This is a genomic window from Reinekea marina, assembly GCF_030409715.1.
In the GTDB taxonomy this organism is placed as follows: domain Bacteria; phylum Pseudomonadota; class Gammaproteobacteria; order Pseudomonadales; family Natronospirillaceae; genus Reinekea; species Reinekea marina.
In genome coordinates this window covers 431,231-454,862 of sequence record NZ_JAUFQI010000001.1, presented here as the reverse complement: position 1 = coordinate 454,862, position 23,632 = coordinate 431,231, and the positions used below count along the sequence as shown (strand labels likewise).

Here is a 23,632-nt window from a genome sequence, read left to right as displayed (position 1 = left end):
CGATTGTAAAATATAACAAACATAGGCACAAGAATGCTAGAACCTCGTTGCAATGCGTACTACACGGCAACCATGAACACTCAACTGGATTTTCCTGTTTTATCGGAGGATATTCGGGTTGATGTAGCCATTATTGGTGGCGGCTTCACGGGTATCAACACCGCCCTTGAGCTAGCGGAACGAGGTGTAAAAGTAGCGTTGCTCGAGGCAAATAAAATCGCGTGGGGAGCCAGTGGCCGTAACGGCGGCCAAGTGACTGGCAGCCTTTCTGGAGACAACGCTATGCGCAAAGCCATGCGTAATCACCTAGGCAATGAGGCCGATGATTTTGTTTGGAACCTTCGCTGGCGCGGACATGACATCATTAAAAAGAAAGTGGCCCAATATAATATTCAATGTGACTTAAAGCATGGGCATTTGCATACAGCCATGAAGCCTAGCCATATGAAGGAGCTTCATAAAAACTTTAATGAAGCCATAGCTCATGGCATGGCCGACCAAGTATCACTTTTAGATAAACGGGAAGTACAAAGCTTCTTAGAAACCAATTTGTATCAAGGTGCTTTGTATAATAAGAAGAACATGCACTTGCACCCGTTAAACCTTTGCCTTGGTGAAGCTAAGGCGGCATCCGATTTAGGCGCTCTTATTTTTGAGCAATCAAAAGCCATCGACATTATTCATGGCGATACTCCCAAAGTTATGACCTCACAAGGATCTGTCACTGCAAATGCCATCTTGATTGCCGGAAACGCTTATCATCGACTCGAACGCAAAAAAATGAGGGGCAAAATTTTTCCCGCGGCTGGGGGTATCATTACCACTCAACCGTTGGGAGATGAAACCGCCAACGCCATTAACCAAAAAGATGTAGCCGTTTATGACTGTCGTTTCGTACTTGATTATTATCGGCTCACGGCCGATAAACGGCTGTTATTTGGTGGCGGTGCGCATTACAGCGGAAAGCCGAGTCGTGATATAGAAGCGGAGCTAAGACCCGCCTTAGAGCGCACCTTTCCGCGCCTTAAGGGCATAAAAATTGACTATCAATGGAGCGGCATGATGGGCGTGGTTATTAACCGTATCCCGCAGTTGGGCAAACTTTCGAAGAATGTCTTTTATGCGCAAGGTTATTCAGGCCATGGCGTGGCTACTTCGCATATTGTCGCTGAAATTATGGCGAATGCTATAACGGGCCAATTATCTCAATTCGACGTTTTTGCTCAATGCCCTCACATTCGGGTACCAGGTTCCGAATGGTTAGGGAATCAATTTTTAGCGTTAGGTATGTGGTATTACTTATTATTAGAAAAGCTGCGCTAAACGCCAAACTAACCCAATCGTTTGGGTTAGTTCATTATAGGTTGGTGGCGGTTGTTGCGGAAACTACTTGGCAAGATTCGTCAAAGGGGTTTCGAAATCGATGCGGTCGTTTTGAATCAAAGTAATAAGCCTCACCTGGGCCTAAGGTATATTTTTGATCATCGACAATGACTTCAATTTGCCCAGACACCACGTAACCAACTTCTTCACCTTCATGGCTATAGGCTTCATCACCGGTATCGGCACCGGATTCATAATGTTCGACTAAAAAGGTTATTTTTCTATCTGGGAAAAACTTACCAATTAACCCCCACTTAATACCTTCACCATCGCCCGCAGCTTCACGAATATCTTCTTTACGATAAACCACCGGCGTCTCAGCCGATTCGAATTCTTCTGTATTGAAAAATTCAAGCAATGACATGGGGATACCCGACAATACCTTTTTCAATGAGCTGATACTTGGACTCACACTGTTCTTTTCAATCATTGAAATGGTAGAGTTAGTTACGCCAGCTCGTTTGGCGAGTTCACGTTGAGATATACCGACCTGTTTACGTACGGTCTTTAGGCGTTTGCCAATATCATCCACTCGTTTTTCCCTTTGTGTTGGTCTTACTTATTTAAATACAGTATACGTCCTACGCTAGGTGATTGAAATAGTTGAACACCTGTCTACTATTTGCAACAAATGAGCGCTAACGCATTGATGTGGCGTATCTAATGTGCGATATTGAAAACATCAACATAAAATATATCAAACAGGCCGATCCATGCTTAACCCTAAAACCCACTCTGCTGATTACCCCGACTCGTACTACGCCGCCACACGCGAATACTCTTGTGATTACCCGAAACTTAGCGAAGCAAAGGACACGCAGGTTTGTGTAATAGGAGGAGGCCTCAGTGGTGTTAATACGGCGTTGGAGTTGAGCGAGCGAGGATACAAAGTCGTTTTACTCGAGGCTTTCAAAATTGGCTGGGGTGCCTCTGGTCGAAATGGAGGGCAACTCATTCGAGGAATCGGGCATGGCACGGCTCAATTTGCTAATAGCATCGGTGTTGATGGTGTGAATGCCCTCGATCATATGGGTTTAGAGGCTGTGGATATCGTTCGTGATCGTGTTAAGAAATACAATATTCAATGCGACCTAAAGATGGGCTATTCCGATTTAGCTCACAAGCCACGCCATATGCGTGAACTAGAAACCGAAAAAGAATGGTTAGACAGCGTAAACTATAGCCATGAGACGCGGCTGCTTAAACAGCATGAAATGCACGAGGTGGTCGGCTCCTCGAATTATATTGGCGGCCTTATTGATATGGGCAGTGGCCATGTTCATCCACTGAACCTCACGTTAGGTGAAGCAAATGCGGCCCAGGCGCAAGGTGTTGAAATTTATGAACAATCCAAGGTGGTCAACATCGAATACCGCGAGCGCCCCGTTGTCAAAACGGAAAACGGCCAAGTGACGGCCGATAAACTCGTCATATGCGGTAACGCTTATGTCGCCGGAATAAATGATGAGCTGGAAGCACGAGTCCTCCCCGCGGGAAGCTACGTAATTGCAACGGAACCATTACCAGAAAGTGTTTGGCGGCGCGTCCTGCCGAAAGATATGGCGGTTTGTGATTTGCGGGTCGCCCTAGATTATTATCGGTTAAGTGCCGACAAGAGATTGCTTTTTGGGGGGTTGTGCAATTATTCAGGTCGCGACCCTAAATCTATCGTTGGAACATTAAAACCGCATATGGACGATGTATTCCCCTATTTAAAAGACGTAAAAATAGAATACCAATGGGGCGGCATGATCGGTATCGGAGCTAACCGCATGCCTCAAGTTGGTAGGCTTCATCCGAATGTTTACTATGCCCAGGCCTATTCAGGTCATGGCGTAAACGCGACGCATCTATGTGCGAAAGTAATTGCTGAGCATATTTCAGGAGAAACGAGGCGCATGGAAATATTTGAAAAAATACATCACATGCGCTTCCCTGGTGGTCGTCGATTTAGGTCGCCGATGTTAGCCGCAGGGATGATCTTTCATCGCCTAAAGGATCTTTTTTAAGCGGCTATTTAAGGCTGTTTATCAAAAGTTTTCGCGCCTTCTGGAATGTCATACCAACTGAGTTTACTGCTCACCCAAATGTGCGCTTTAGGGGCAAAAACAGCGTCATCTTCGCCTTTAGATTTTAGCTTCAGCTTTATATTGGTAGGGTCATCTGGGTTGTAGTGATAAATACGCGTACCACAGGTAGGGCAAAACTTAGCGCAACTGGTGTTGCCACTATCAGCTAAACGACACCACTCACTCATATCGCCTTTAAACTCTATCGTGTCGGAATTGACCATGGCCGTCACACTAAATGGACTGGTGGCGAGTTTTTGGCATTCCGTGCAATGGCAAGCAATGACATTTTTTGGCGCTTCTAATAGTTTGTAGCTCACTTGGCCACACTGGCAAGCACCCTCTATTGGATAGCTCATATTGATCCCTCTGTGCTGTTAAAGGTAGACACTAGACTTGCATATCTACCCTTTCTTTTCCAACAGTTTTAAACAATCTTACGCTTTAGAATTAAACGCCTAACTTTGTGCTTTGCGCTTCATAGTTTCAGCCATCAAACACACTAAGTTCGTGGCTATCGTGGCACCTGCCAACGCGGTAATTTCAGCATGGTCATAAGCTGGCGCAACTTCTACAACATCGGCACCTATCAAGTTCACACCTTGTAACCCATGCAAAAGCTTAATAGCCGTGATGGTATCGAACCCTCCACAGACAGGCGTGCCCGTACCCGGAGCACAAGATGGGTCTAAGAAGTCGATATCGAACGTTATGTATGTCGGTTTATTACCCACGGTTTCTTTGATCACCCTCAGCGCCACATCGACCCCCTGCTCATGCAACCACAGGGCGTCTAATACTTTATAGCCTAAATCAAGGTCATTCACGGTTCGCATACCCACTTGAACCGACGCAGTCGCATCAACGATACCTTGCTTTGCGGCATGATAAAACATAGTGCCATGATCAACGCGACCTTCTTTATCGGGCCAGGTATCACAATGTGCATCGAAGTGAATTAAAGAAATGGGGCCGTGTTTTTTAGCCAACGCTTTGATGATCGGATAGCTGACAAAATGATCGCCGCCAATCGACAAAGGTTTTACGCCTTGGCTAAGTATATGGTCATACCAGCGCTCTATTGTTGGTGCGATGGTCTCCGGTTGGCCAGGGTCAAACACACAATCACCGTAATCAACAACATTCAAGGTCTCGAACGGATCTTCTAACCATGGCCAAGGGCGCGCCCAACTCAATTGAGTTGAGGCCGCACGAACACTTCGGGGACCAAAGCGTGCACCCGGGCGATTCGAGGTAGCTAGATCAAACGGGACACCAATGACAGCGACATCAACATTGGTCAAATCTCGGCTGTAACGTCGGCGCATAAAACTGGTCGCGCCCGAATACATCGCTTCAATTTCAGTCCCATACGGGTTTTGCCGAGTAAAGGCTAAGTCGCCACTGTTATACTGATTAAAATCGTCTTTCATTATGTACTCTACTTATTAGGCGTTTTGCATTGAAGCACTGACACGTCGATTAAGCCGCCGCGTCATAAACCAAGCAAAAATGGCCACCAATGTGACCGTCCCGATGATCAAAGTTGCTAGTGCATTAATTTTAGGCGTCACCCCTAAGCGAACTGAGCTGAAAACTTCGATAGGTAGCGTTGTGGCACCAGGACCGGTGACGAAGCTTGCAATCACCACATCATCCAATGACAACGTAAAAGAAAGCAGCCAAGCCGACACGACGGCTGGGGATATTATTGGCAAGGTGATTAACAAAAATGATTTTAATGGGCTCGCGCCTAAATCTAACGCCGCTTCTTCCAATGAATGATCCATTTCTCTTAATCGTGAAGAAATGACAACGGTCGAATACGCCAAACCAAAGGTGGTGTGTGCAATCCAAATGGTTAACATGCCACGCGTTTCTGGCCAGCCTAAGAACTGGCTCATTGCCACAAACAACAACAGCATTGATAAACCAATGATGACATCTGGCATGACCAACGGCGCGGTAATCATGCCTGAAAACGTGGTGCGCCCTTTAAATTTTTTAATCCGAACCATCACAACCGATGCAAATATACCGAAAAAAACCGCCGCTGTGGCTGAATAGAACGCAATCTCAAGCGATCGCCCTACGGCGGTCATCATTTGTTGATCTCGGAATAACTCACCATACCATTTCGTTGAAAAGCCCGCCCAAACGGTTACTAACCTACTTTCATTAAATGAATATACAACCAGCACCACCATCGGGGCGTATAAAAATACAATTCCGAGCCAAAACATAAAGTTGGAAAACCTGAAATTTGACAGCTTCATGTGTTCGCCTCCTTGTTTTGGAATCGATGGAAGAGCATGATCGGCACAATTAAAATCGTGACCATAATCAATGCCAAGGCTGAAGCCACAGGCCAATCTCGATTATTAAAGAATTCTTGCCAGAGCACTTTACCGATCATTATGGTTTCCGTACCGCCTAAAAGCTCAGGTATTACGTACTCACCCACCGCAGGAATAAAAACCAACATCGAACCGGCAACTATTCCGTTAACCGACAGCGGTAGTGTTATTCTAAAAAATTGCGTCAGCTTATTTGCGCCCAAATCTGACGCCGCTTCTAGCAAGGCGTTATCGTGTTTTACCAGATTGGCGTAGAGTGGTAGCACCATAAAAGGTAAGTAGGAATAGACGATTCCAATGTATACAGCGAAGTTGGTATTAATCATTTGAATCGGCTCGTTGATCAAGCCGGTCCAAATTAAAAATCCGTTTATGAGACCTGTATTTTTCAATAAGCCCATCCAAGCGTAAACTCGGATTAAAAATGAAGTCCAGCTTGGCAACAACACCAGCAATAACCAGATGGCCTGTTTATCTTTTGGCGCATTTGCAATGGCGTACGCCATAGGATAACCAAGAAGCAAACAGAAAACCGTTGACCAAAACGCCATCTTGATCGAATTCCAATAGGCTAACGCGTACAAAGGGTCATCCATTAACCACGAAAAATTGCTGAAGCTAATTCGAATGCTTAGCACGCCTTCTAACCAATGAAACATGGGAGTATAAGGAGGAATTGCTAACTCAGCTTCGGATACGGCTATTTTTGCAACAAAAATAAACGGCAATAAGAAAAAAACAAACAGCCAAATAAAAGGCACACTGATGATGTAGTGTCGACCCTTTGGTAACCACATTTTCATATTCACCGCCCTCATGAACGCATGACCATGCCGGCATCTTCCGCCCAGTATACATACACCGCTTCTTCCCATTCTGGGCGTTCAACACGGCGCTCTGTATTAGCTAAAAAACATTGAATAATTTTGCCATCTTTCAGTTTAACGTAATAAACGGTATGGCCTCCTAAGTAGGCAATGTCTTCTACGATTCCCGATGCAAAGTTATATTGTTGATCGGGCAGCTCAACAGACAAAAATGTTTTTTCTGGTCGCAATGCAAACAACATATTTCGGTCGTCGATACCCGATGACACACCGCGTCCTACGAAAATATCATGATCTAAGCTTGGGCTTCTTAACACCATGAAATTTTCTTGGTCATCGATAATTTCAGATTCGAAAATATTTACCGAACCAATAAACTCGGCCACCATCCGATTCATAGGGCTTTCGTATACATCGACGGGTGAACCTACTTGCTGAATATAACCATCGTCCATGATCGCGATGCGATCGGCCATGGTCATCGCTTCTTCTTGATCGTGCGTGACCATGACACAGGTAACACCCACTCGTTCAATAATATCGACAACTTCGAGTTGCATTTCTGTACGAAGCTTTTTATCTAATGCTCCCATGGGTTCGTCTAGAAGCAACAGCTTAGGGTGCTTTGCTAACGATCGAGCCAAGGCCACACGTTGACGCTGGCCCCCTGATAGTTGATGAGGTTTACGCTTAGCGTATTTCTCCATATGCACGAGTTTTAGCATTTCAGACACCCGAGCATCAATGTCAGCCTTCGGCATCTTGTCTTGCTTCAGTCCAAAAGCAATATTTTTCTCTACGGTCATATGAGGAAACAACGCGTAAGATTGAAACATCATATTGAAGGGACGTTCATTTGGAGACAACACGGTGATGTCATCCTCACCAAGACAAAGCTTGCCTGATGTCGGCTTTTCAAACCCCGCTAGTATTCGTAACAAGGTTGACTTGCCTGAACCAGATGCACCAAGCAATGCAAAAATCTCACCTTTACGAATGTCTAAACTGACATCATCTACCGCTAAAGCATCATCATAGTATTTAGTGATATTCTTAATGCTGATTAAAATTTCTTCTTGGGCACGAGTGGACTTACGCGCAATATCCGTAGAGGTCATAACATACACTTCTTAAAAAAGAGAACTTAGATTTATAGCCCGAGCAATACTACGCTCGGGCAGGTCTTATTGTTATTGTCCAGACTTGATAGAAGTCCAAATGCGCGTCATCACACGTGTGACTTTATTCGGCAACACTGCAAAGGTAAACAGATTGGTACCTTGAGGAGGAAACACGCCGGGGTCATTAAGAATTTCTTCATCAATGAATTCTTTTGCAGCTTCGTTAGGGCTTCCGTACCAAACATAGTTAGTAATATCAGCTCCAATTTGGGCGTCTAATACGAAGTTGATGAATTCATGCGCTTCTTCTACATTCTTAGCGTCTTTTGGAATCGCCATCATGTCAGCCCACATAGCCGTCCCTTCTTTTGGAATGTAATAGCTGATCTCAACGCCATTGTCCGCTTCTTCCGCTCGAGCCATGGCTTGGAATACATCGCCGCTCCAGCCGACCGATAAGCAGATATCGCCATTCGCTAAATCTGAGATGTAGCGAGAACTGTGGAAGTAGGTAATGTAGGGTCTGATTTCAAGCAATTTATCTGCAGCTGTTTGGTAATCTTTAGTCGACAGGCTATTCGGATCCAAACCTAAATAATTTAACACCAAAGGTAAAACTTCACCGGAGGAGTCTAAAATTGAGATTCCACACTGCTCTAGTTTAGAGGCATACTTTGGATCAAAGATAAGATCCCAACTGTCGGTCGGTGCATCGTCACCCAGAATTTCTTCAATTTTAGCAACGTTGTAGCCAATACCCGTTGTACCCCACTGCCACGGCACTCCGTATTCATTATTAGGATCGTAGTTTTCAAGTGACGCTAACAACTCTTTATCAAGATTGCCCCAATTCGGAATCTTTGACTTATCTAGTTTTTGATAAGCACCGGCCTTAATATGGCGAGCTAAATAATCGCTTGTTGGCACCACAATATCGTAGCCAGATTGCCCCGACAGTACTTTTGCTTCTAAGACTTCGTTAGAATCAAATACATCGTATGTCACTTTAATACTTGTTTTAGCTTCAAATTTTTCGAGCGTATCTTCGGCAATATAATCTGACCAGTTATAGACACGAACAATTTGATCATCGGCTAGGGTGGCTGTGGCTGTCGTTACGACAATAGCGGCTCCCAACAGTGTTTTAGTCATCAGTTTCATAGCGCATTCACCTTCTCGGTTTATTGTTATTTGCGATTATTTAGGGTGTTACTCATATTTTGACTCTTAAAAAATTCAATTGCTTCTTTAAATAATTAGACGGTAGACAACAGATACTGTCGCTCCCAAGAACTTATCACTCGTCGAAATCCTTCATACTCCGCACGACGTGTGGCTACAAAGCCATCTACAAAATTGGCGCCAAGTGCGTTCCTAATATCCTCCGAATTAGACATGGCTTCGAGTGCCGCTTCTAAATTCCAAGGAACCGTTTCATCGGCTTCTTCACTGGCCCTGCCTTGAATTGGCATGCGTGGTTTCAAATGATTAACCATCCCTAAATAGCCACAGATTAAATTACCTGCCAGCGATAGGTATGGATTGGTATCTGAACCCGGTAATCGGTTTTCAACACGGCGCGCCGATGGAGCCGCTTGCGGTACCCTTAACCCTACCGTGCGGTTTTCATTGCCCCATTCAATGTTTACCGGTGCGTTCCCGTCCGCGCCTGGCAAATAGCGTCTATAACTGTTCACGTTTGGGGCGAAAATCGGCATCATTTGCGGTATATAGTGTTGTAACCCACCGATATAACTGTGGAAAAGTTCTGAAGCCGACCCATCTTCATTGGAGAAAATATTTTTTCCGGTTTTAGCATCGGTCAAAGATTGGTGCACATGCATCGAACTGCCTGGCTCACCTGAGATAGGTTTGGCCATAAACGTAGCCCCTATTTTGTGCTTCAAAGCCGCTTCACGCACTGCGCGCTTAAAAATAAAAACTTGATCGGCTAACTTTAAGGCTTCCCCGTGGCGAAAGTTGAATTCTAACTGTGCCGCGCCTTCTTCATGAATTAATGTATCAATATCGAGGTGCATTTCTTCGCACCAATCGTAAATGTCTTCAATGATTGGGTCGAATTCATTTGCAGCATCAATACTGAAACTTTGCCGCCCGCTTTCTTGGCGACCGGAACGGCCAATGGGCGGTACCAAGGGTAAATCTGGGTCGGTACAACGTTTGGTTAAATAGAACTCGACTTCAGGCGCAACGATGGGCTTCCAACCTTTAGCTTCATACAAGGCCAGTACTTTCTTTAAAACAGCACGCGAAGAAAGCTCCATTAAATTGCCCATCGAGTCATAACAATCGTGGATGATTTGCGCAGAAGGTTCGGCCGCCCACGGAACGGTAAAGACCGCAGAATCATCTGGTCGCAAGACCATATCGATGTCTTGAGGGTCTAATAAACTGTAGTAAGTTTCATCGTCTGGGTAGTCGCCCGTGGTGGTTTGCAGCAAGACGCTTTCTGGTAAGCGTATTCCTTTCTCATCGATGAATTTGTCGGTTGGCATTATTTTACCGCGTGCAATACCCGTTTGATCTGGCGTAATGCATTCAATTTCGGTTATTTTATTTTCTTCAAGCCACTTCGTTAATTTTTTCATGGTATTCCTGCTAGCTGTCGCGCTCTGCACGCGTCGCCAAAGGCCTCAAATAATAGTGTTTGGGTTTTGTTTTCTGTCACTTTCCATTCTGGGTGCCATTGCACGGCTAAACCAAATGACACCCCTTCTACCCGGATAGCTTCCACTAACCCGTCATCGGCTTTGGCTTCTATCTCTAACCCCGAGCCCACTCGGTTAATCGCTTGAGAGTGAAGTGAATTAACGTCTATTTTTTTTGCTTTAAAGATATTTTGAAGCATACCATTCTCGCTCAACGTCACTGTATGAGCTGGTGCGTATTGCTCATCTAATGTAGCATTCTTGTCTTCTCTATGATCATTCAATTCTGGGTGCTCTTGCACAACCTGATGTAACGACCCGCCTAGAGCGACGTTGATATCTTGCAAGCCTCGACATACCCCTAACAAAGGCAAATTATTGGCAATCGCTTTATGCACAAAAGCAAATGCTGTGGCATCACGTTGCGCATCATAGTCGTATTGCTTATCGACTTTGATTTCATTGTAGTGCGCTGGGTCTACCATTGAATAAGCGCCCGTTAGAAACAAACCATCCAGTCTTGCTAACCATTGATCTACGTCTTGATCTTCTAACAATGCCGGAATTAAAACAGGGATCACATCGGCACTGCGGCTGAGCGCTCTCAGATACTTATCTCCAGCGGCATGAAAGTCGTGCGGTGCAATATGCTGAACATCACACACCACCCCAACCAACGGTTTTAAATGTTTTTGTTTTTGTGCTGTGCTCATGTCTTCACTCAAAAATTGAACAACTACAGTGTACACACACCATAAATTATTTTAAACACCTCGACCAACATTATTTACAATTGGTTCAAAAAAGTGCAATCCCGCTCTATAGTGCGCTATAGCTGGGCATCGGTAGCGGTATAATTTCGAAATTTATCGATAAATGCAATAAATTTTATTGTTTCGCGTACCTATAATAGTTACATTAGTGTTCAATATATAAATCACTCTTTGATGTTTAAACGCATAAAAAAGCAAATATACGCAGTTTAGATAACACCAGAACGCACCCTAAGACTTTTGTTGTCCGTTGGGAGAATAACACCCATCAACAACTCAACTAATATAGACGTTTACCAACCGTTAGGTTGTTAAAAAGGCGACAGCAATATGAGTAAAAGCGAAGTTAAAGATTTTTTAAGCCAACACCCAGACATCACCACCATTGAGCTCTTGCTCAGTGACTTAAATGGCGTGGTGCGCGGTAAACGTATTGAACGCGATCTGTTAGAGAAGGTTTTTACCAAAGGGTTTTATTTACCCGGTTCTGTAATGGCTTTGGATTCTGCCGGCACGACCGTAGAAGAATCTGGATTAGGCATGGATGTGGGCGATCGAGACCGGTTATGCAAACCCATTCCAGGCACGCTAAGTATTGTTCCTTGGCATGAAGGAGGCGACAGAGCGCAGGCGCTATGTACCATGTATAAAGACCGCTCCACTGGTTTTTTTGCCGACCCTCGTCAGGTTTTGGTGAATGCAATCGACCGTTTTTCCCAACTCGGGTATGACGTAGGTTTCGCCGTTGAACTTGAATTTTATTTAATAGATAAACAGCGCGATGAAAAAGGCAATATCCAGCCACCGATAGCTTTAGGCAGCGAACGCCGAATGATGTCGTCACAGGTTTATTCTATCGATGATTTAGATCAATACGATTTCTTCATTCGCGATGTGATCGAAACGGCTCGCCAACAAAACATACCGGCCGATACCGTCATAGCAGAATACGCACCGGGCCAGTTTGAAGTCAATCTGGATTATGGCACTGACATTTTAAAAGCTGTAGACCAAGCGGTATTGTTAAAGCGCGTTATCCGCAGCGTCGCTAACAAATACAATATGGATGCCAGCTTTATGGCAAAACCCTATATTGATCAATCGGGTAGTGGTTTGCATCTTCATTTAAGTTTATTAAAAGACGGTGAAAATGTTTTTGCTGCAGAAGACCCAACGCAAAATCCACTGCTTCGACAAGCCATCGCGGGGTTATTAAGTATGGCAGACAGCACACAAGCATTTTTAGCCCCGACTGTGAACAGCTTTCGTCGCTTAGCCCCGGAAAATTTTGCGCCCACCAGCAAGACTTGGGCTTATGACAATAGAACCGTTGCGCTAAGAATTCCTTCTGGCGGCCAATCAGCTACACGTATAGAGCATCGTATGTCTGGTGCCGATGCCAACCCTTATCTAGCAACGGCCGTACTGTTAGCCGGTGTCACAGAAGGGATACAAAATAAACTTGAAGCGCCCGATCCTGTCGTCGGGAATGCTTACGATCAAGAGCACGAGCAAGTTGCCGACAATCAACGCGATGCACTGCGCAAAATGGAAGCCGACCCTAGAGTGAGTGATTGGTTTGGCAAAGACTTTGTTGAGCTTTACAGTGCCTGTAAATGGTCTGAACTTCGAATGTTTGAGCAGCAAATAACGCAGATGGAATACGATTTATTACTGCCGTACGTTTAATAAATTGAATGAAAAACCTGTCTTAGACAGGTTTTTTTGTTTAAAGACCTAGCTTATCTCGTAAACCATAATAGGTTGCACCAATTGCGGTATAAGGCACTCGAAACAAGCGCCCCCCTGGAAACGGGAAGTGCTTTAATTGGCCAAACGCATCGAACCGCTCTGCATGCCCTTTCATTGCTTCCGCGATGAGCCTTCCGGCTAAATGCGTAGTAGTCACACCATGCCCACTGTAGCCTTGCGCATAATAAATGTTAGGCGTTAGTCGCCCAAACTGAGGTAGCCGACTCATCGTTAACAAGAAGTCACCGCCCCATGCGTAATCAAATTTAATGCCTTTAAGTTGTGGGAACGTCTTCTCCATTCGGCCACGAAGAAATGCTTGAATAGAAGCCGGATCTCCGCCGCCATAGGTCACGCCTCCACCATAAAGTAATCGATTATCTGCAGTCACGCGATAGTAATCGAGCTTGTAATTACAATCTTCAACGCAGTATTGATTCGGAATGAGTGACTTAGCCAGTGATTCATCAAGCACTTCCGTGGTTACAATTTGCGTCCCACAAGGCATTGACTTGGCCGCGAGTTCTGGAATTAATCCGGCCATATAGGCGTTGCCTGCCATTAATACATAGTTTGCAATGACCTGACCGTGCTCTGTTTTAACCACCGGCTTTTCACTGCGTTCAACGTGGACAACTTTTGAATCTTCATAAATAACACCGCCCAAGCTTTCAAACGCTTTCGCTTCGCCGAGCAGTAAATTTAACGGATGAATATGCCCACCAGTGTGATCAAGCATGCCACCTATATAGACATCCGATTGAATCTGCTCTGCTATGGCTTGTTTATCGAGTAGCTCCAACCCTGTATGGCCATAGCGCTCCCAAAGCGCTTTTTGTTCGGTGAGCGCATGCATTTGCTTTTTGTTAAAAGCAGCAAAAATTCCACCAGGTTTGTAGTCGCAGTTAATATTATATTTTTTAATGCGTTCGCGAATAATGTTTCCGCCTTCGAACGCCATATCCCCCAGTGTTTTACCAAGATCTTTACCGTAGTTTTTTTCAATGGTGTCTATGTCTCGGCTGTAGCTATTCACCAGTTGGCCGCCATTTCGACCGCTGGCACCAAAGCCTATCCGCGCCGCTTCCAAAACAACAACGCTAAAACCCGCTTCGGCCAAATGCAATGCACTGGACATACCGGTAAAGCCACCACCGACAATGCACACATCGGCTTCAATCGATTCTTTCAGTATCGGTCTATCATTGGTGTCTTGGCGTGTTGCCGCATAATATGAACCCGTATGGGGTGTTCGGTTTGTCATTTACTGCTCCCTTATTTCATCGTCGGCATAACAAATTCAGCGTTGCTGACATCGCCTTCTGGCCAACGCGCGGTAATCGCTTTTCGTTTGGTATAAAAACGAACACCTTCAGGGCCGTGCATGTGGTTGGCTCCAAATAAACTTCGCTTCCAACCGCCAAAACTATGAAACGCCATGGGAACTGGGATTGGAATATTAATGCCCACCATGCCTACTTGAATATCATGACTGAACTTACGAGCCACGGCACCGCTGCGGGTAAAGATTGAGGTGCCGTTACCGTATTCATGCTCGTTAATAAGCTTAGCGGCGGCAGCGTAGTCGCTTACCCGAACGACACATAATACCGGCCCAAATATTTCATCGGTGTAAATACTTATGTTTGGCGTAACATGGTCGAATAAAGTACCGCCTAAAAAGTAGCCTTCTTCAGCACCAGGTACAACAATGTTGCGACCATCGACCACTAATGTAGCCCCTTCAGCCTCGCCGGCATCAATATAGTTTTTTACTTTTACATGATGCTCTTTGCTGATCAAAGGACCCATATCTAAACCAAGGTTTTTGCCATTGCCAATTTTTAAGTGAGTGGCTTTTTCTTTCAGCTTAGCAACCAATTCATCGGCGATATCACCGACAGCTACGGCCACAGAAATAGCCATGCAACGTTCGCCCGCTGAACCATAGGCAGCGCCCGTTAAGGCATTCACAGCGGCATCGATATCGGCATCAGGCATTACCACCATGTGATTTTTTGCTCCACCTAAAGCTTGCACTCGTTTACCGTGCGCGCTCGCGGTGCCATAAATGTATTCTGCAATGGGCGTTGAGCCAACAAAGCTGACGGCTTGGATGTCTTTATGGGTCAGTAGTACATCAACAGCTTCTTTATCGCCATTGATCACATTAAATACACCGTCTGGTAACCCACATTCTTTTAGCCATTCGCCTATGAGCATTGATGCCGTAGGGTTTTTCTCAGACGGTTTTAATACAAAGGTGTTTCCGCACGCAATGGCCACTGGCCACATCCACATGGGCACCATGGCGGGAAAGTTAAATGGCGTTATTCCAGCCACCACGCCTAGCGCTTGATTCAGTGTCCAAGCATCAACACCAGAGCCTACTTGTTCTGTCATCTCGCCTTTCAACATTTGCGGAATGCCACACGCAAACTCGACTACTTCTATTCCACGGACAATTTCGCCTTTGGCATCTTCGAATACCTTACCGTGCTCGGTTGTAATGGCGTGTGCCAATTCATCGATGCGCTCATCTAGTAACATTTTAAACTTGAACAGAATACGTGATCGACTCAACGGACTCATTGCTGACCAAACAGGGAAAGCTTCCTTTGCAGAGGCGATGGCTTGTTCAACTTCAGTTTTAGAAGCCAAAGAAACTTCAGCTATGGGTAAGCCGAGCGCGGGATTAAAAACCGACGCAGTGCGTATACTGGCCGCGGTCTTTGCTCCGCTAACAAAGTGTGTAATCTGGTTCATAACTCGCCTTTTATTGTTATCTATTTTAATTCAATGATCGAATGGCACAATGAAGAGCATTCATTAGTTCATTGATGTGTTCTTTTTCTAAAATTAATGGTGGAGACAGCGCAATGGTATCGGCCGTACATCGCACCAGGGCATTACCGTGCCAAAAGCAATGCTCAAAAACTTTGTAACCACGCTCGCCAAATTTATCGGTCGACTTAAATTCAATAGCGCCGACCAAACCATAATTGCGGATATCTTTAACAACATCGAATTCTCGTAAATTGTGCAGTTGTTCTTCAAAGTAGCCACCGAGTTGCTTGGCTTTGTTAAACAAGCCTTCTTGCTCATAGGTATCGAGCGCCGCAATGGCTGCCGCCGCAGACACAGGGTGTCCTGAATAAGTGTAGCCATGGAAAAGCTCAATCACCTCTTCTGGTCCGCTCATAAATGCTTGGTGAATATTGTCACTGATAAAAACCGCCCCCATAGGCACAGCACCATTCGTTAACCCTTTTGCTGTAGTTATAATATCGGGTGTTACGTTAAAGTGTGTTGCGGCGAAGGCATCCCCTATTCGACCATAGCCGGTAATAACTTCGTCTAATATCAGTAAAATGCCGTATTTCTTTGTAATCTCACATAAGCGTTTAAGGTAACCTTGAGGCGGCATCCAAACGCCGCCCGACCCAGCAATAGGCTCAACAATGACAGCGGCTATTGTTTCGGCACCGTGCAACGCAACCATTGATTCAAGTTCATCCGCTAAATGGGCGCCTTCCTTGGGCAGTCCTTTGGTAAACTCAGTACCAGGGGTCCATGCATGTTTAAGGTGATCTACACCGCTTAATAATGGACCAAAGCCTTTTCGATTATTGCCCAAGCCCCCAACAGAAATGCCACCAAAGCCTGTGCCGTGGTAGCCTTTTTCTCGTCCAATTAAACGAGTACGCGACGATTCTCCGCGAGCTTTGTGGTATGCCAAGGCAATCTTCAGCGCGGTATCTACCGATTCAGAGCCTGAATTGGTAAAAAACACCTTATTGATGCCTTCAGGTGTGTGCTTAATCAAACGATTTGCCAATTCAAAGGCTAAAGGGTGCCCCATTTGAAAGGTCGGTGCAAAATCGAGCTCTTGAATTTGCTTGCTCACCGCTTGGGTAATTTCTGTTCGGCCATGCCCTGCGTTAGTGCACCACAAACCCGCTGTACCGTCGATAATGGATCGCCCATCGTCACTTTGATAGTACATTCCCTGTGCTGACACAAGCATGCGAGGTTGCGCTTTAAATTGACGATTAGCCGTAAATGGCATCCAAAACGCGTCTAGATTTGCGGGGGTAGATTGAGTCATAAATCGCACCTTAGTGTTTTTTATATTGAACAAGCAAGGCCGAGTTTATGTCAATTAAATAAAACATCAATAAAAAGTTATTTAAAACATCAAAATTCTTCCGCAAGTCTATGTGTATTGGGCTAGAGGGCTAACTTAACAAAATAAATGCGAATATTTGTGTTCGATATATTGATACAAAGCACTAAAGTGAGTATGTTCTCCATTCTTTATAAATGTTTGCCTGCGGAGACACTATGGCTAACTTACATGATCTAAGCTTTTGGCAAGCAAAAGCGGCATCTCTCTCGATCGAATCTCGCGCCTTTATAAATGGCGTTTATGTTGACGCTGTCGATGGTGGAACCTTTGAAAAAACTTCACCGATAGACCAGCGACTCCTAGCCAAAGTAGCCTCTTGCGATCAAGCCGATGCCAACTTAGCTGTAAAAGCCGCCCGTGACTCTTTTAATGCTGGCGTTTGGTCTGAACGACCACCGGCTGTGCGCAAAAAAATTCTCTTGAAATTTGCCGGCCTCATTCGTGAACACGGCGATGAGCTTGCTTTGTTAGATACCTTAGATATGGGTAAGCCGATTGGCGATTCACGAACGGTAGACATTAACGGTACCGCCCGCGCAATTGAATGGACAGCCGAAGCGATTGATAAAATCTACGATGAGGTTGCACCTACCGCGAGTAATGAGCTTGGCCTGGTTACGCGCCAAGCCGTTGGTGTGGTTGCGGCCATAGTGCCATGGAATTTCCCAATGATTATGGCGGCGTGGAAATTTGCACCGGCATTAGCGATGGGGAATTCATTCATACTTAAGCCCTCTGAAAAGTCACCTTTATCAGCCATTCGCATGGCGCAACTTGCTCTAGAAGCGGGCATACCAAAGGGTGTTTTTAATGTACTGCCCGGCTTTGGGCATACCGTAGGAAAAGCACTCGCACGACACATGGATGTTGATACGCTCGTATTCACCGGCTCAACTGGCGTTGCTAAACAGCTGATGATTTATTCTGGCGAATCCAACATGAAACGTGTCTGGACAGAAGCCGGCGGAAAATCTGCAAATGTTGTATTTGCCGATGCCCCGAATTTAGACGAAGCCGCTGAAGCGGCGGCGGGCGCTATTTGCTTTAATGCGGGCGAGGTTTGTACGGCAGGCTCAAGGCTTCTTGTCGAAGAAAGCATTGCTGAAGCATTCACAGCCAAAGTTCGCCAAGCCATGAAAAAATGGACACCTGGACACCCATTAGACCCTACAACTAAAATGGGCGCTATAGTCGACAGCAGCCAAATGCAACGCGTTTTGAGCTATGTCGACAAAGGTAAGCTCGAAGGGGCGACCTTAACACAAGGTGGCAACCTACAAGCGCCTGTTGAAAATGGCTGCTTTATAGAACCCGCCATTTTCGAGAATGTCAGCAACGATATGGCCATTGCCAGCGAAGAAATTTTTGGTCCGGTCTTATCGGTCATCCCATTTAAAACAGAAGAGCAAGCCTTGAGCATTGCTAATGATTCTATTTATGGTTTAGCCGCAGGTGTATGGACAAGCAACCTCAGCCGCGCGCATCGTTTCTCAAGCAAACTGCAGGCCGGATCGGTTTGGGTAAATCAATATGATGGTGGTGATATGACCGCGCCTTTTGGCGGGTTTAAACAAAGCGGTAATGGGCGAGATAAATCGTTGCATGCTTTTGATAAATACAGTGAAATAAAGGCCACTTGGATAAAGTTGTAAAAAGTCTGAGAATTTAAAATGTAATAAAAAGGGCGCATGTATCAGCGCCCTTTTTTGTGACAAATTTGGGTTGGTTACGCCAACGCTTAGTGCTGATGACCACCGGCGCCATGAACATGACCGTGTTCAATTTCTTCAGCCGTCGCTTCACGAATATCGATGATCTTTCCGGTAAAGCCTAGCGTTTTACCAGACAATGGGTGGTTTGGGTCAACGGTGATGTCGTCACCCTCTACACCCGTAACAACTAACTGCACAGGACCACCTTGAGTTTGTGCGGTAAATGCCATACCCGGCTCAACGCTTTCTACGCCTTCAAATGCGCTGCGCGGCACAACTTGAACCATTTCTTCGTTGTACTCACCGTAAGCGTCTTTTGGCTCTACGGTTACTTCAAAAGTGTCGTTAAGGTTTTTACCCGTTAATGCGTTTTCTAGGCCTGGAATGATGTTTTGAGCACCGTGTAAATACACCAATGGATCTTGGCCTTCAGACGTGTCGATAACGTCGCCTTTTTCATCAGTAACTTGGTATTCTAGAGTGATAACTTTTTTATCTTCGATCATGGTAGAACGTGACCTCGGTTAGTTTTAATGTATGAATGCGAGCTAACGAAGGGGACGTACGGAGCAGTGCAAAAGCAACCGCCGTTCAACGAAGAAACACGCGAGTGCGGCTATTGTAGCAGAACACAACCCCTCCTGTGAAAGGGCTGTGTTCAATTACCAGGGGGCTGGCTGCCTTTCTTTGACAGGTTATTTCAGATGAAGTTCAATCTTATTTGAGTTAATGCACTGAACCACGCCATAATGGCATCTCATATCTTAAGAGCTATTACCTTGCAGGCCATAACCGACTACGCGCAACTGTTTTTATCTGATACCCCATTACTGGATGTTCGAGCACCGATCGAGTTTTCCAAGGGGGCGTTTCCAACCAGTATTAATGCCCCTTTAATGAACGACCAAGAACGTGAGCTAGTCGGCACTTGCTATAAAGACCAAGGTGCTCAAGCAGCACAAGACTTAGGTCACCGCCTTGTTTGTGGCGACGTAAAACAACAACGCATCAACGCCTGGATTGACTTCGCAGAACAATACCCTAAAGGTGTTTTGTATTGCTTTCGCGGCGGTTTGCGGTCTCGTATTACACAGCAATGGTTAGCGGAAGCCGGTATAAACCGTCCCTTTATTCAAGGTGGCTATAAAGCCATGCGGGGCTTTTTATTGCAACAATTACACGAACGGGTCGAGTCAGGCGCATTCATGGTGTTATCCGGCGCGACGGGCTCAGGAAAGACAGAGGTCATACACGATTGGCCACACTCGATCGACCTAGAAGGCTTAGCAAAACATCGAGGCAGTGCTTTTGGAAAAACAACGCAGCCGCAACCCTCACAAATAGATTTTGAAAATGCATGGTCAGTGGCCTGGTTAAAGCGCAAGCAATTGAGCAGTGCACCTGTGTTGATTGAAGATGAGTCCCGCCTCATTGGCCGAATTGCCGTGTTACCTGAATACCTAGATGCCGCAAAAGACGCCAATAATGTATTACTGGAAGCCCCTTTTGAAGAGCGAGTCAGACGCATAAGGCAAGACTATTTTATGGACGCTTTTGACCACTTTCAAAAGGCAGCATCTGATCATGCCTACCAATTGCTCGATGATTTTATCAGAAACGCAGTGTCGAGAATAAAAAAACGATTGGGCGGTGTTCGCTTTAATCTGCTCAATGACATGCTAGATTCAGCGATAGTTTCGTTAAAAAACCAAAACGATTGGACAGGGTTCGATGCGTTAATCGAAGTGTTATTAAACGATTACTATGACCCTATGTATCAATATCAATACCAACAAAAGGCTCATAAAACCATATTCAAAGGGTCTCATTCTGACATCCTAGAATGGTTAGCCACTAGGTAACTTTATGTTATTCAACCACACACAAAAAATGGCCATTAGCGTTGCACTTCTTTTTATGGTCGTTATGAACTGGCTACCTCAGATTGACGCAATGGCGCAGCAATTTTTATCTGACAGCATCAACAGCAACGCCATTGTGTTTGGTGTTGTCCGCACACTGAATGGTGTTATATCGGTTATTCAGTCGGCCGATATCGGCATTGGGGTTGCCAGTGTTTCTATTGGTGAAATATTAGACCCCGTCAACGATTTGGTTGAGCGGTTTTCTGGTTTGTTGTTGATAACCCTAACCGCTTTGGGTATTTCTCAAGTGCTGTTACTGTTAACTATTTCGGTTACTTTAAAAACCGTCTTTACCGCTGTGTGCTTGATAGCGACGATTCTAATTTGGGCAAAGCCCAGTACATCCCAAACCATACTTCGTTGGATTTTGGTTGCGGTTTTTATTCGGTTTATACTAGTTGTGCAAATCTTCTTAGTTTGGCTATTTGATACGCTTTATTTTGAGGCTACGGGTGAACAAGCCCTGTCTGTTTTAGAAGCCACTATTGCCGTCGTTGAGCGATTAAAGGAGAGTATCTCACAAATAAATTTGAGTGAGCTTATTTTTGGTTCAGATGCACCGGTGATTGCCGATGAAGATTTGGGCGCAAAAATTTCAAGTTCTGTGGTGACGCTCATTGTCGGCATGTTATTTAAAAGCATCATTATTCCAATGGCCACGCTGTGGCTGGGGTATAAAGCCACTTTCAACTTATTTAATAGATCAGCTAATTATGCATGAACGTGACATTGTGTTTATTGGTGGCGGTCATTGCCACGCGCTAGCAATTCGCATGCTTGCAATGAAGCCCTTGCAGAATGCTAGGCTCACTTTAATTACAGACACACTCCAAACGCCCTATTCAGGAATGCTGCCCGGTTACATCGCTGGACACTATTCACTCGACGACATCCATATTGACTTAAACCTGCTCTGCCAACGCGCTAATGTTCGATTAATTCATGGTCGAGTTTGTGGGTTAGATATCAATAAAAAAGAAATCAAAATTATTGGTCAAGCCAATATTCGCTACGATAAAGTTTCTATTAACACCGGATCAACTCCTAATCTTGGTGTACCGGGTGCCGCTGAGTTTGCTCTAGGTGTTAAGCCTGTGAGTCAATTAACGCAAACGTGGCAAACACTTCTCGATAAAAGCAACGCTCAGAAAACACCGCATTGGGCTATTGTTGGCGCGGGTGCTGCGGGTATTGAAATGACACTGGCCATTGCCCATCGATTTAAACTGTCCAACAAATCTATTCAACTTTCATTAGTGCATGCGGGCGAGTGCATCTTGCCGCACGTCAAATCCAGCACTCGGAAAATAGCTGAAAAAGCACTGGCTAACGCTCACGTTTCGGTTGTTAGTCATTTTCGTGTGGCTGAAGTACATCAATCTTCGATTGTGTCGACTCAAGAGCAAAAATTAGATGTAGACCAATCCATTTGGTGTACACCCGCAACGGCCCCTGCTTGGCCAAGCGAGTCTGGTTTAGCAACGGACGAAAATGGTTTTATCGCCGTCAATGAATTTTTGCAAAGCACTTCTCATGGCGATGTGTTTGCCTGCGGAGATGTGGCCGCTATGTTAAAATCACCAAGACCTAAGTCTGGCGTATTTGCCGTTAGATCCGCTCCCTTTCTTGTTAAAAACTTTCGTGCTGTCATGTCGGGTAACGCCATGACACCTTTAAATTTACAGGCTGACTTTTTATCGCTTATATCTTTAGGTGATACACGCGCAGTAGGGCAACGATTCGGCGTTAGTTTTTCAGGAAACTGGGTTTGGCAATGGAAAAACCGTATTGATCAAGCGTTTATGTCTAAATTCAATGCGCCACTGTCTGCGATGGATAGCATGGGGAATGAACCTATGCACTGTGCTGGATGCGGAAGCAAGATTGGACCAGAGCTGTTAAGCAACACGCTAAAAGAACTGCCCTTATTTCCGAATTCAACTTTAAAGCCAGACCTAACACTTGCTGAAGATGCAGCGGTGGCCGCTGTGCATCAAGACGTTACTATGCTGCAAAGTATCGACGGATTCCGAGCCTTCACAGACGATATGTACCGGCTAGGCGTCGTAGCAACTCACCATGCCATCAATGATTTATACGCCATGGGTAATACCCCTACAAGCGCACAGGTATGGGTTAACCTAGCGTTTAATCACCCTCGATTAATCCAACGCGATTTTAAACGCTTGATGACGGGCATTACCGAAACACTATTGCACCACGAAACAACCTTAGTGGGTGGGCACAGTACCGAAGGCGCAGAAACCCATGTCGCGTTGGTGGTGAACAGTTTAGGGCATTCGGTTTGGCCAAAGAACGCCGTGGAAGAAGGCGATTGGCTACTGCTAAACAAACCGCTTGGATCCGGCATACTGTTAGCCGCCGATGCTCAAGGTAAGGCACCTGCTCCATCAAAAGAAGCCCTCTGGCATGTGCTACAACAGTCAAATCGAGATTTCTTTTTAGCGATAAAGAATGAAAAAATACATGCGGCAACCGATGTCACCGGTTTTGGGCTAATAGGCCATCTTTTGGAAATGTTAAAACACACATCGCTCGCAGCAAACCTTAACGTAGAGGACATACCTCTCATACCTGGAGCACTCGACGCGAGTCATCAAGGCATCACCTCTTCACTTATGCCACAACTATTGCCGCTGCTCAATGAATGCGCTCTAAACAATACACAGCAAGCGCTCGTTAACTGTTTAATAGACCCTCAAACAAACGGTGGCTTATTGGTATCGACAGACCCGAGCACCGCAAAAGAAATTATCGCTAAAACAGACGCGGTTAAAATTGGACAAATTCAGCGGTGTAGTGATGGAATGAAAATAAACTTAATTCAGAATTAA

General features: G+C 45.3%; 20 protein-coding genes. 7 read left to right on the top strand and 13 right to left on the bottom strand.

Annotated features, from left to right (window positions below):
* Positions 1-33 precede the first annotated feature (33 nt).
* Entirely contained in the window at positions 34-1,323 is a 1,290-nt protein-coding gene (locus QWZ13_RS02505) for an NAD(P)/FAD-dependent oxidoreductase (protein ID WP_290280390.1), read from the top strand.
* A gap of 34 nt (positions 1,324-1,357) precedes the next feature.
* Here the strand turns inward: QWZ13_RS02505 and QWZ13_RS02500 are convergent, their stop codons facing one another.
* On the bottom strand, positions 1,358-1,915 hold the full coding sequence (locus QWZ13_RS02500; protein ID WP_290280389.1) for a cupin domain-containing protein: 558 nt from the start codon (positions 1,913-1,915) through the stop codon (positions 1,358-1,360).
* 181 nt (positions 1,916-2,096) lie between these two features.
* Here QWZ13_RS02500 and QWZ13_RS02495 point away from each other — a divergent pair, with 181 nt between their 5' ends.
* The gene (locus tag QWZ13_RS02495; protein ID WP_290280388.1) at positions 2,097-3,392 is read left to right on the top strand and encodes an NAD(P)/FAD-dependent oxidoreductase; all 1,296 of its coding nucleotides are present in this window, start codon (positions 2,097-2,099) and stop codon (positions 3,390-3,392) included.
* Between the two features lie 8 nt (positions 3,393-3,400).
* Here QWZ13_RS02495 and QWZ13_RS02490 read toward each other — a convergent pair whose 3' ends face one another.
* From QWZ13_RS02490 to QWZ13_RS02455, 8 genes are all read right to left on the bottom strand, one after another.
* Positions 3,401-3,811: a GFA family protein gene (locus tag QWZ13_RS02490; RefSeq protein WP_290280387.1), complete on the bottom strand. Its 411-nt coding sequence runs from the start codon at positions 3,809-3,811 to the stop codon at positions 3,401-3,403.
* A 99-nt stretch (positions 3,812-3,910) separates the two neighbouring features.
* Positions 3,911-4,885 (bottom strand): agmatinase, encoded by a 975-nt coding sequence (gene speB / locus QWZ13_RS02485; protein ID WP_290280386.1) that lies wholly within the window; start codon positions 4,883-4,885, stop codon positions 3,911-3,913.
* Between the two features lie 15 nt (positions 4,886-4,900).
* Positions 4,901-5,695 (bottom strand): ABC transporter permease subunit, encoded by a 795-nt coding sequence (locus tag QWZ13_RS02480; RefSeq protein ID WP_290283250.1) that lies wholly within the window; start codon positions 5,693-5,695, stop codon positions 4,901-4,903.
* 29 nt (positions 5,696-5,724) lie between these two features.
* Entirely contained in the window at positions 5,725-6,627 is a 903-nt protein-coding gene (locus tag QWZ13_RS02475) for an ABC transporter permease subunit (protein WP_290283249.1), read from the bottom strand.
* Positions 6,624-7,754, bottom strand: coding sequence for a polyamine ABC transporter ATP-binding protein (potA, locus tag QWZ13_RS02470; RefSeq protein WP_216000956.1), 1,131 nt, complete (start codon positions 7,752-7,754; stop codon positions 6,624-6,626). The genes QWZ13_RS02475 and potA overlap by 4 nt, the downstream gene beginning before the upstream one ends.
* Before the next feature lie 72 nt (positions 7,755-7,826).
* Entirely contained in the window at positions 7,827-8,918 is a 1,092-nt protein-coding gene (locus QWZ13_RS02465) for a polyamine ABC transporter substrate-binding protein (RefSeq protein WP_216000955.1), read from the bottom strand.
* A gap of 95 nt (positions 8,919-9,013) precedes the next feature.
* Positions 9,014-10,366, bottom strand: a complete 1,353-nt coding sequence (locus tag QWZ13_RS02460; protein WP_290280385.1) for a glutamine synthetase family protein — start codon at positions 10,364-10,366, stop codon at positions 9,014-9,016.
* Positions 10,363-11,139, bottom strand: a complete 777-nt coding sequence (locus tag QWZ13_RS02455; RefSeq protein WP_290280384.1) for a gamma-glutamyl-gamma-aminobutyrate hydrolase family protein — start codon at positions 11,137-11,139, stop codon at positions 10,363-10,365. The genes QWZ13_RS02460 and QWZ13_RS02455 overlap by 4 nt, the downstream gene beginning before the upstream one ends.
* 390 nt (positions 11,140-11,529) lie before the next feature.
* Between QWZ13_RS02455 and QWZ13_RS02450 the strand changes: the two genes are divergently transcribed.
* Positions 11,530-12,888: a glutamine synthetase family protein gene (locus QWZ13_RS02450; protein ID WP_290280383.1), complete on the top strand. Its 1,359-nt coding sequence runs from the start codon at positions 11,530-11,532 to the stop codon at positions 12,886-12,888.
* Between the two features lie 40 nt (positions 12,889-12,928).
* Here QWZ13_RS02450 and QWZ13_RS02445 read toward each other — a convergent pair whose 3' ends face one another.
* Genes QWZ13_RS02445 through aptA form a run of 3 tightly spaced genes read right to left on the bottom strand, consistent with a single transcriptional unit; the run spans position 12,929 to position 17,059 of the window.
* Positions 12,929-14,215: an NAD(P)/FAD-dependent oxidoreductase gene (locus QWZ13_RS02445; RefSeq protein ID WP_290280382.1), complete on the bottom strand. Its 1,287-nt coding sequence runs from the start codon at positions 14,213-14,215 to the stop codon at positions 12,929-12,931.
* Positions 14,216-14,226: 11 nt separating this feature from the next.
* Positions 14,227-15,717, bottom strand: a complete 1,491-nt coding sequence (locus QWZ13_RS02440; RefSeq protein ID WP_290280381.1) for a CoA-acylating methylmalonate-semialdehyde dehydrogenase — start codon at positions 15,715-15,717, stop codon at positions 14,227-14,229.
* A 25-nt stretch (positions 15,718-15,742) separates the two neighbouring features.
* Positions 15,743-17,059, bottom strand: a complete 1,317-nt coding sequence (aptA, locus tag QWZ13_RS02435; protein WP_290280380.1) for an omega-aminotransferase AptA — start codon at positions 17,057-17,059, stop codon at positions 15,743-15,745.
* 236 nt (positions 17,060-17,295) lie between these two features.
* Here aptA and QWZ13_RS02430 point away from each other — a divergent pair, with 236 nt between their 5' ends.
* Positions 17,296-18,792, top strand: coding sequence for an aldehyde dehydrogenase (locus tag QWZ13_RS02430; protein ID WP_290280379.1), 1,497 nt, complete (start codon positions 17,296-17,298; stop codon positions 18,790-18,792).
* A gap of 86 nt (positions 18,793-18,878) precedes the next feature.
* On the opposite strand, the gene QWZ13_RS02425 is transcribed toward QWZ13_RS02430, so the two are convergent.
* Positions 18,879-19,358 (bottom strand): FKBP-type peptidyl-prolyl cis-trans isomerase, encoded by a 480-nt coding sequence (locus QWZ13_RS02425; protein WP_216000947.1) that lies wholly within the window; start codon positions 19,356-19,358, stop codon positions 18,879-18,881.
* A gap of 243 nt (positions 19,359-19,601) precedes the next feature.
* Here QWZ13_RS02425 and mnmH point away from each other — a divergent pair, with 243 nt between their 5' ends.
* The 3 genes from mnmH to selD are packed head-to-tail and all read left to right on the top strand — an operon-like array spanning position 19,602 to position 23,632.
* Complete coding sequence (gene mnmH, locus QWZ13_RS02420) at positions 19,602-20,714, top strand: tRNA 2-selenouridine(34) synthase MnmH (protein WP_290280378.1); 1,113 nt, start codon at positions 19,602-19,604, stop codon at positions 20,712-20,714.
* A gap of 4 nt (positions 20,715-20,718) precedes the next feature.
* Positions 20,719-21,498 carry a hypothetical protein gene (locus QWZ13_RS02415; protein WP_290280377.1) on the top strand — a complete coding sequence of 260 codons (780 nt, stop codon included), beginning with the start codon at positions 20,719-20,721 and terminating at the stop codon, positions 21,496-21,498.
* On the top strand, positions 21,395-23,632 hold the full coding sequence (gene selD / locus QWZ13_RS02410; RefSeq protein WP_290280376.1) for a selenide, water dikinase SelD: 2,238 nt from the start codon (positions 21,395-21,397) through the stop codon (positions 23,630-23,632). The genes QWZ13_RS02415 and selD overlap by 104 nt, the downstream gene beginning before the upstream one ends.